At 71.9% G+C, this 8,627-nt stretch carries 8 protein-coding genes and 1 pseudogene; 5 read left to right on the forward strand and 4 right to left on the reverse strand.

The window, feature by feature from the left end; all coding sequences use genetic code 11:
* Positions 1-239: 239 nt before the first annotated feature.
* Positions 240-491 carry a hypothetical protein gene (locus ACWGKU_RS06240; RefSeq protein ID WP_452179731.1) on the reverse strand — a complete coding sequence of 84 codons (252 nt, stop codon included), beginning with the start codon at positions 489-491 and terminating at the stop codon, positions 240-242.
* 116 nt (positions 492-607) lie between these two features.
* Here ACWGKU_RS06240 and ACWGKU_RS06245 point away from each other — a divergent pair, with 116 nt between their 5' ends.
* A complete protein-coding gene (locus tag ACWGKU_RS06245) occupies positions 608-901 on the forward strand; it encodes an SsgA family sporulation/cell division regulator (RefSeq protein ID WP_452191368.1) in 294 nt (97 codons plus the stop codon).
* Positions 902-1,072: 171 nt separating this feature from the next.
* Here the strand turns inward: ACWGKU_RS06245 and ACWGKU_RS06250 are convergent, their stop codons facing one another.
* Both ACWGKU_RS06250 and ACWGKU_RS06255 read right to left on the reverse strand, forming a co-directional pair.
* Complete coding sequence (locus tag ACWGKU_RS06250) at positions 1,073-3,685, reverse strand: DUF6493 family protein (protein WP_452179729.1); 2,613 nt, start codon at positions 3,683-3,685, stop codon at positions 1,073-1,075.
* The gene (locus tag ACWGKU_RS06255; RefSeq protein ID WP_452179728.1) at positions 3,682-5,061 is read right to left on the reverse strand and encodes an SWIM zinc finger family protein; all 1,380 of its coding nucleotides are present in this window, start codon (positions 5,059-5,061) and stop codon (positions 3,682-3,684) included. Before ACWGKU_RS06255 ends, ACWGKU_RS06250 begins: the two co-directional genes overlap by 4 nt.
* A 245-nt stretch (positions 5,062-5,306) precedes the next feature.
* Between ACWGKU_RS06255 and ACWGKU_RS06260 the strand changes: the two genes are divergently transcribed.
* Positions 5,307-5,762 carry a transposase gene (locus tag ACWGKU_RS06260; protein ID WP_452191364.1) on the forward strand — a complete coding sequence of 152 codons (456 nt, stop codon included), beginning with the start codon at positions 5,307-5,309 and terminating at the stop codon, positions 5,760-5,762.
* A 23-nt stretch (positions 5,763-5,785) separates the two neighbouring features.
* Here ACWGKU_RS06260 and ACWGKU_RS06265 read toward each other — a convergent pair whose 3' ends face one another.
* Positions 5,786-5,998, reverse strand: coding sequence for a hypothetical protein (locus ACWGKU_RS06265; RefSeq protein ID WP_452179726.1), 213 nt, complete (start codon positions 5,996-5,998; stop codon positions 5,786-5,788).
* Positions 5,999-6,263: 265 nt separating this feature from the next.
* On the opposite strand from ACWGKU_RS06265, the gene ACWGKU_RS06270 reads away from it, so the two are divergent.
* The 3 genes and pseudogenes from ACWGKU_RS06270 to ACWGKU_RS06280 all read left to right on the forward strand — a co-directional run.
* The gene (locus tag ACWGKU_RS06270) at positions 6,264-7,301 is read left to right on the forward strand and encodes a hypothetical protein (RefSeq protein ID WP_452179725.1); all 1,038 of its coding nucleotides are present in this window, start codon (positions 6,264-6,266) and stop codon (positions 7,299-7,301) included.
* A gap of 676 nt (positions 7,302-7,977) precedes the next feature.
* Positions 7,978-8,286 (forward strand): Arm DNA-binding domain-containing protein, encoded by a 309-nt coding sequence (locus ACWGKU_RS06275; RefSeq protein ID WP_452179752.1) that lies wholly within the window; start codon positions 7,978-7,980, stop codon positions 8,284-8,286.
* Between the two features lie 53 nt (positions 8,287-8,339).
* Positions 8,340-8,506, forward strand: a pseudogene (locus ACWGKU_RS06280) (pirin family protein); the annotation flags it as partial.
* Positions 8,507-8,627 lie beyond the last annotated feature (121 nt).

An 8,627-nucleotide genomic window follows, 5' to 3' on the forward strand; every position in this document is an offset into this window, starting at 1 on the left:
CGCCTCCTCCTCCGCCGGCTACTCTGCGGCACAAGCGCTGACCGGCAACGGGCGGTGTTCGCCCACCGCCGCTCACTCACCGACGTCGACGGTCTGGCCCGCCTCACCGTCGGCCCCGGCATCGTGGGGGCTCAGCCGTGCCCCGGCACGTCCTCCTGCCGCCCCACTCTGACCGACGGTATTCGCGCCGCCACGGCACGCCGCAGCGCACCCGCAGGCCCCCCGGTGAATTGCTCGGGTCAGCAGTCTGCGGGCAACGCGATACGGCACACTTGCCCGGCCTCCAGCTCGACGACGACGGCCAGCACCGGATGCAGCCAGCGCACCACCGACCGCGCCCCCGGATGTGGCTCCCGAAGCCGACCGGCGACCGGCGCCCGTAGCTCTGCCCGTTCCTGCTCGGAAAGCTCCCCGGTCACCAGGCACCGACCGTCGACGAGCACCACCAGCAACCGCTCCCACGCGCCCGGTTCGCCGACAGCCCCGATCACCCGGCCCCTCACCGCGCCCCGCCCGGACGCCGCTCCAGCGCGGACGGCACGATCATCAGCAAACTCCCTCCGTATACGAGGTCAATCATCCGAGCATGCCACCGCACACCCACGGGATGCGATCCGTGTGCCGGTCGAGTGCTCTCGGCGCGGACCAGCGGCGGCCCGACAGCCCTCTGCCCGACGTCCCCGTCGAAGCGGAGCTCCGCTTCGACGGGGCCCTTCCGTACGCGGCATGCCTGGCGTTCCCGCTGACCCCGTGCGGCTGCACCGGCTCCGACGCCAAGGTGTGCTGGTACTTCAGCCGGGATCTGCTGAACGAGGGGCGCCACTCCCCCGCAGGCGACGGACACCAGGCGCCGACGAGGACACGCCGCCGCAGTATCCGCCGTCGGCCCACACCAGACTGATCGTGCGGAAGCCGGAGGCGAGCCGGGCCAGGACGGATAACACGGGCCGCTGACGGCCTCGGAGTTGTCACACTGGCACACACCACGTGATCATTCCGGGGCCGTCACCATGCCCGGACGGCAGACCCCGACCGCCACGCATCACGCGTGATTCAGCCAACCGACAGGCTCTCAGTCACCCGTCGCGAGCACCTCCCGCAGCGCCTTCGCCTGCTTCACCACCTGATTCGCCCCGCCACGCCCGGCGGCCTCCGAGACCTTCGCGATCGCGCCCCGCGCTCCGCTGCGCTGCGCGCAGTCCACTGCCACCCCCAGCAACTCGCCGAGCCCCCGCGCCGACGTACGCGAGAGCAGGCCGGGCAACGCCCCCGCCAATACCGACCACACCGTCCCGTACGCCCCGGTGTCGGCTGCCGTACGGAAGGACTTGGCGAGCCGGGCGGGCTCGGCCAACCCGCATGACGCCATGTCGGCCAGCATTCCCCCGAGCAGCGCGCCGTCCAGATCGCCCCGGGCCGCGAGCACCAGCAGGCCGTCCACGGCGGCCAGCCGGTCCTCGGGAAGCCGGGCACCCAGCCCGTACCCAACCGCGAGATGCACGGCCGGCCCGGCGGGTCCGGCCGCCTCGGCGAGGTGTGGCAGCAACCGCGTGCACCCCTTGACCTCCGGGTTGGCGACGCCACCGGACCAGGTCAGCATCTTCGCGGCCAGCAGCTCCCGGTGGTTGGGGAACACCGAGAGCCAGTGGGCCGACTCGGGCGAGCGGCTCACGTACGTCCGAGCAGCAGGGGCCTGCGGCTGAAGCAGCCACCGGCAGTCGGCCGCGAGAGGCTCGTCGGGAACAGCCAGGGACTGTTCGACCTGCTGCGACACGGCATCCAGCCGCCGGATCACCTCCCACGGCGCGAGTCCGGGCTCCGCTGCCGTCCCGAGATAGCCGGGCCCGGACAGTCGGGTCGGCAGGCCCCCGGCCTTGAGCCAGCGTGCCGTCCGCTGCCCGGCAGTGGAGGTGAGGTGCTCGGCGGCGGCCAGGACGTCGGGGTCGTCGGTCGGCACGACACGGAGCAGCGCCTGCGAGAGATCGGCATCCCCGTCCTTGGCGTCCACCGCCTCGTACCCGGCCAGCCGCTCCACCAGGACGGCCGCGTCCAGCGCGCCCGTGCCCGAGGTCGGCGTGGCCAGCAGATACGGGGTCCGGCGGGCGATGATCAGCCGAGCCGCCTCCTCCAGGCGGCCCGCGAGCTGGTGGCCGAACGGCGAGGTGTGGTCGCGACTGCGCAGGGCACCGGTCGGCGCGTACCCGGAGGTCGCCGCCCTGGCGACGTAGAGGAGGTCGCGGGCGGTGCAGTCCTCCCAGTCGCGTCGGGCGTGGTTGTGGCCCGCGAGTACCGGCAGCAGCGCCTCAGTGAGCGCCGGCCGGCTCAGGTGGGCCTGCCGTACCAGCCCGTCCAGGGCCCGTTCGAAGGCGACCACGTCCGGGTCGCCCAGGAGGATCGCGCTGAGCTCCTCGGCCACTTCGGCCGGGCTGCCCAGCGGTCCGGGGACCGGCGCGGGTTGCGGTACGGGCGGCAGCAGTTCCTCGTACGTGCCACTGGGCAACTGGGCTCCGAGCAGCTCACCGGCCGACGCCGTGTGTGCCGGGTGGAGCGCTTCGGCGGCCTCCCGCAGCCGTGGCAGCACCCCTTCGCCCGCCGCCGCCAGATGACGGGCGATCAGCTTGAGCGTGTGCTCCTGCACCTCCGGATCGGGGTGCCCGAAGGCCTCCGAGGCCGCCAACACCACCTGTCCGGCCAACGCCGGGTCACGGCCGGCGGCCTTGTCCAGCCGGACCAACTGGGTGCGGACTAGTTTCTTCTCGGTCCGGAACAGCACCGTCCCGGACGCTTCGACGAGCAGGTCGGCCGCCAGCAGCCCGGCGTCGTCCAGCTCGCCGAGCACCTGTTGGGCATGGACCGCGACGGTGGACACGGCGTCGAGCAGCGCGAGATAGCTCCTGACGCGGGCCGCGTTCTCGTCCGTGGACGGCGCGAGTGCCTGAAGCACCTTCAGGAAGACCCGCTGATCGCCCACCCTGCCTCCACGCACCAGGCGGGCCAGGCAGCCGTCGAGCATCTCGGCGCGATCCAGGACGCCCTGCTCGGTCAGCCGCGCCAGGCAGACCGGCCACCCGCCGCCGGGCTCGGTCACGTACCAGGAGCGATCGAGGCTGGTCCCGATGTCGGCGATCTCGAACAGCCGAGGCACCAGCAGCGGGACGAAGGAGTCACCGGACAGCCGGTCCCACAGGTTGTCACCGGGCATCCTGCCGGTCAGGTGGGCGGGTAGGTCGCAGTGCTTGGCCGACCGCTCGTGCACCCAGCTCAGGACGAACTGGTCCGAGGTCGGCACCGGACACCCGGTCGTGCGCACAAGGTGCTCCAGCAGCCGGTACTCCCCCCACCAGCGCCCGGGCCGCCGCTCGGCGAGCCGGGCGACGACGTCGTGCTGCCACTCCAGCGGCTGGCTCTCCATGACGGCCAGCAGGGCGGGGTGGCGCGAGACCTCGCTCCAGCCCAGGCCGGGGCCGCCGATCCAGTCCGCCGCACCCGAGGACGAGGTGTGGCACCCCAGCCCGGCGATCAGCACCGGCTTGCCATCGGGCGCTGGCCACTCGGCGTCGCGGATCTCGTTGCGGATCACCTTCAACTCCGGCAGGAAAGCGCGCCGCTGATCCGGCGTCAGCCCGACCAGCTCCCGGACGATCCCGTCGATGTCCTCCGCCCGTACCAGCTCGATCAGGTTCATCGCGCCCCCTCCCGGTTCCCGTCCGCGTTCTCGTCCCGCGCCAGGCCCACGGCCAGCGCATGCTTGCACGGCCCGCGCCCGCCCCGGTACTTGGCCCACCACAGGCAGGTGCAGCTCAGCTTCCCGTCCGCTGCCCGCCGCACCCGCTGGACGTGGTCGTCCACCGTCACCAGCGCGCCGCCACCCTCCTCCAGGGCCACCGCACCGGCCGCGACCAGGGCGTGCGCTGCCTTCAGGCGCGGGTTCTGCGCCTCGGCGCGGCCGGAGTCGTACGGCAGCTGCCGGTGGAAGTACGCGGCTTCGGCCGTGTCGTAGCCGATCTGCCCGGACGTGCCGAGCCGGGTGAGCGCCGCGCGGACCCGCTCGACGCTCAGCCCGGCCTGCTCGGCGAGTTCGGCCGGGTCGACCCGGGGCTCCCAGGCGAGCAGCACCGACACCAGCTCGGCGTCTGCCGCCGCGTCCGCTCCCGCGAGCGCCTCCAGCACGCCGCCCTCGCCCGAGAAGCCGCGCGAGGCGTCCGGCGACAGAGTGAGCGTCAGCCGCATGCCGGGCAGCACCACCTCCCAGGCGGCGGCCATGGCCGACGGACCGCCAGGTGGCCCGTACACCCGCAGGGCGAGCGCGTGCCGCAGCACCCGCTGTAACGCCACCAGCCGCTCGGGGCCGGGCAGGCAGACCGCGCCGGGGACGGGCCTGCTGGTCGGTCGCAGCGTACGGCCTGCGGGCACCACCCACTGCTGCACGGAGCGGCCGTTGCCGCGCGGGAGCGAGCGCAGGAAGCGGACGGCTTCGGCCGCCGGTACCTCGGCGCGCAGGTCGAAGCCGGTGGCGAGCACCTGAGTCTCGGCGAAGCCGCGCAGCCAGCGGTCCGGCAACGGGACCTTCTTCTCCACCAGCGGGCCGTCGAAGGTGGTCACCTCGAGCGCGTCCGGGCCGACCGCCAGGTGCAGCGGGTCGGCGGCGCCGATCCGGCCGAGGGCCTCGCGGAGTGGGTTGTTGACGTCGACGTTGGTGGTGCCGTGGCCGATCTCATCGCCGTCCAGCCCCTCGGCGAGCACGTCGAGGCGGGCGTAGACGCCGCAGCAGCCGGAGAAGGACTCGAAGCGCAGCCGGTCGCCGTTGGCCGTCACCACCGGATCGAGCGAGGCCCGCAGTTGCGGCTGGTAGTACCGGGCGGCGGCCACGTCGGCGACCGCGAGCAGTGCTGCGGCGGCGGGCGCGGGTGCGGTGAGGAACCCGCGGAAGAGCTGCGGGTTGGCCACCAGGCCGGCGGGTATGGCGCTGCCCGAGGTCTCCAGGGCGAGGCTGCGCCCGGCGCTGCTCTCATGCACGGCGGAGGAGCGGAGATAGGCGTACGTCTGTACGGCTTGCGTCATAGCCAGGACGATAGGACGTGATACCGACAGATCCGATTTCTGTAACCTGTTCCTCCGCTCTCCGTAATCCAGATCACACGACGCCCGCCCGCCTTCTGCCAGCATGGGCAGGTGACCGAACCATCAGACCGGACTCTTCCGGCCGAGGGCGGCGATGCGCATCTTCGGAGGTCAGGTCGCCGCGCAGGCCCTCACCACAGCCGGAGCGGACGACAGGGCGGAAGAGACACGTGATCGTTGACACGATGGGCCTGCTGCTGGTCGTCGCCGTCACCTCCGCGTCCGTGCAGGACCGGGCCGGAGGCCGAATCGTCCTGGCCCGGCTCGCCTCCGGCTTCCGCACGATCAGTCTGGTGTGGGCCGACGGCGGATACGCCAACTCCGTTGATTCCACGCTGCTTTCATGGGCTCACGACGCGTTGGACATCGTCGTGGAGATCGTGAAGCGGACCGACGACGTCAAGGGCTTCAAGGTCCTGCCCCGCCGCTGGGTGGTGGAGCGAAGTTTCGGCCGGCCGGCCCGAAACCGTCGGCTGGCCCGCGACTACGAACGGCTGACCGCGACCTCCGAGGCCCTGATCAAGGTGGCGATGATCCGCCTGATGCTCGTCCGGCTCGCCGGGCAACCATCGCGGTGGAGCCATGAATCCCACCGCAAGACCGCCCAAGCCAACACCGTCGAGAACCTCATCGCAGCGTAATCAACCGGCCACCCGACAGGCTCTCAGTGCTGTGGATCCCCCGGGCGCACGCGCAGATGCTGCACGCTGCAGGTGAAGGCCAACTGCACGTGGGTAACCGACTGTTCCACCAGGGTGGGCCGGCGCCGGAGCAGGGCGTCGAGCCCGAGTCGGGCCTCCAGGCGGGTGAGCGGTGCGCCCAGGCAGAAGTGGGTTCCCAGGCCGAAGGAGAGGTGCGGGGTGTCCCGCACCGACACTGCTCGACCACGCCGAGCAGGTCGCGGACTACTTCGCCCTCTACTACGGACTGGACCAGTGACCACCATGCCCCCGGGAGCACCGAGGTGACGGCGGACAGCCCCGTGGCGGGACGAACGTCCCCACCACGACCTCCGCCAACCCCGGTCCTGACCAACGCCTCTTGCTCCGGCCTCCGGCCTCACCGGGACCACCGCATCCGCCGGTACGTCAGAATGTCCCCGCGGCCGGGCAATGGGCCAGCAGAACCGGAGGCAGTGCTTCATGACCCGTTACAGCGTCGACCCCGAACGGCACGAGCTGATCGCGACCTCGGGAACAGGCGAGGGTGATCTCGCCACCCGCATCGTCGCCCTCCCCGCCAACGCCCAACTCTCCACTCTCCTGGGCCTTGCCCGCGCCCTCACTCATCTGTCCGAGGCCGCGTGGCGCACCTACACCCACCCCGCCAGTGCCGCCTCCTCCATCGAGCCCAACAGCGAGGGCTGGCGCCGCTCGGAGGAACGCAACTCCTTCGACGAGGTCCCCGACGCCATCGCCCGGCCCAACCTCCCCCAGGACGGCATGCTCGACGTCTCCTACAGCCCCCTCGTCGAATCCGCCCACCGCGCCGGCCGCGCCCTCCACACCCTCGACGACCAGAAGCTCACCGACGCCGTCCTCGCCGAAACCGCCACCGAACTTGCCGCCGTGGAGAACGCCGAACTCGGCGACCTCACCGGCCGCGCCCGCCAGGCCGTCCTCCTCAGCCGCGAAGGCGCCTCCCCCGTCCAGGTCGCCGCCGCCGACCGCCTCCTCGAACAGAACCCCTTCGGCCCCGCGGCCCTCCTCACCGAGATCGACCCCACCGCCGCCGCCGTCGCCGCCGCCCACTGGCTCGCGGCCGCCGCCGAGGTCACCGCCGAAACCACCGGCCGCTCCCCCACCACCCTGCTGCTCGAAGCCGACGACATCGAAGCCCTCCCCCACGAAACCCCCACCCTCGTCCTCGAACTCCTCGAAGCAGGCATCTCCCCCTACGACGCGGTCACCGGCCTCGTACGCCACGCCCTCCACATCGCCGACGGCCTCCTCCCCGACCCCGCGGGCCTGCGCGAACAACTCGAAGACCTCCTCACCGGCATCCACGCCTGCCAGCTCCTCCACGAGGAGTACGACGAACTGGACGACGAGGACGCCGATGCCGACGAGGCGGAGGACGGGGACGACGAACCGGCCGAGCGGCACCAGGACCGCAGCCGCGAACGCTTCGCCCACCTCGTCCGCGAAACCGCGACCCGCCACCGCGACCGGCTCACCTGACCGGCGACCGCCTGCCCGGAGACACGACGCATCCCCTCGACAATCACCCAGGGTGACAGCGGAGGGCTCTGGCCACCGGGCCTGTCGGCAGCTCCGCGTGACAGCCGTCGACCTGTCGGCAACCGTACGTCCGCCCCAGGCCGTCGACACCCGCCCTCGATCGAACCCCGGCCGATACTACTCAGCGTAACCGCCCCAGCATGCACGTCTGGCGTTCAATCAGGTCCGGGAATTCCGCATCACCGAAAAGCGGCCGCAATTCCGCCTCCCCCGAAACGGCCCGAGCGGCCCCGCGGGCGGGGAATGAGAGCTCCATTCCCTGCCGATATCCGGAGGAATTCGATAGAATCAGAGCATCCCAGAACCACTCGCAGCCGACCTCCGGCCGCACCGCAGTCGGCGTCGCGCCCCGGACCGTCCCGCACCCGAGAGCATCCGTCCGGTCGCCATCAGCGACGACACGTCCGGACGCCAGGGCTCCGGACATGATCCACAAGGCTGCGAGCCGCTCAAGGAAGCCGCAGGCAATCTGGCGCAGGTCAAGGGATCACACCAGGCCAGAGGCCCTGAAAGCCTCTGGTGGTCGCACGGTGGTCCCGTCGGCAGCCGCAGTGCGCCCGCACGGGACGAGACTGGAAGGGCCAGCCCGACCACGACTCTGCGTGAAGTGATCATCATGCGCTCCTCCGCCAAGCGCGGCCGCGTCTACCGCCGCCGCGGCTGCCGCGACCAGCACCGCAAACAGCTCGGCGCCCGCTGCCCCCTCCTCGTCGCCGACCCCCACCACGGCACCTGGACCTTCGCCGTCGACAGCCACACCGCCGTCGACGGCAAGCGCCACACCATCCGCCGCGGCGGCTACCTCAAGAAGAAGGCCGCGAGAAAGGCCCTGCACCGCTACCTCGAAGGCGAACGCACCGGCATCCCCCGCGACCCCGATCAGAGCATCGCCGCTCCATCCCGTCCGATGCTGACGTTCTGCTGACCGCGGATGGTCCACCACGCCCCTGACCTGGGAAGAAACGCGGATCACGTGGTATGTGGTGGAACTTCATCGGCCGCACCCACGAGGGCATCGTCCAGGCCCGCGACGAGTGGCAGGCCGCCGCCGACCGCTTCGGCGAAGTCCAGGGCTACCCGGGCGACCGCCTGCCCGCCCCGGAGCTCCCCGGCACCCCCTCAAGCCACGCGGGAACGTGCGCTGACCTGCACGTTAGGCAATCGGGGGCGCGGGGGGCCCGGGCCCCCCCCCCCCCCCCCCCCAAAACCCCCCCCCCACAAACAAACACCCCCCCCCCCCCCCAACACAACACAAAAAACAAAAAC

The organism is Kitasatospora sp. NPDC054768, assembly GCF_053612025.1.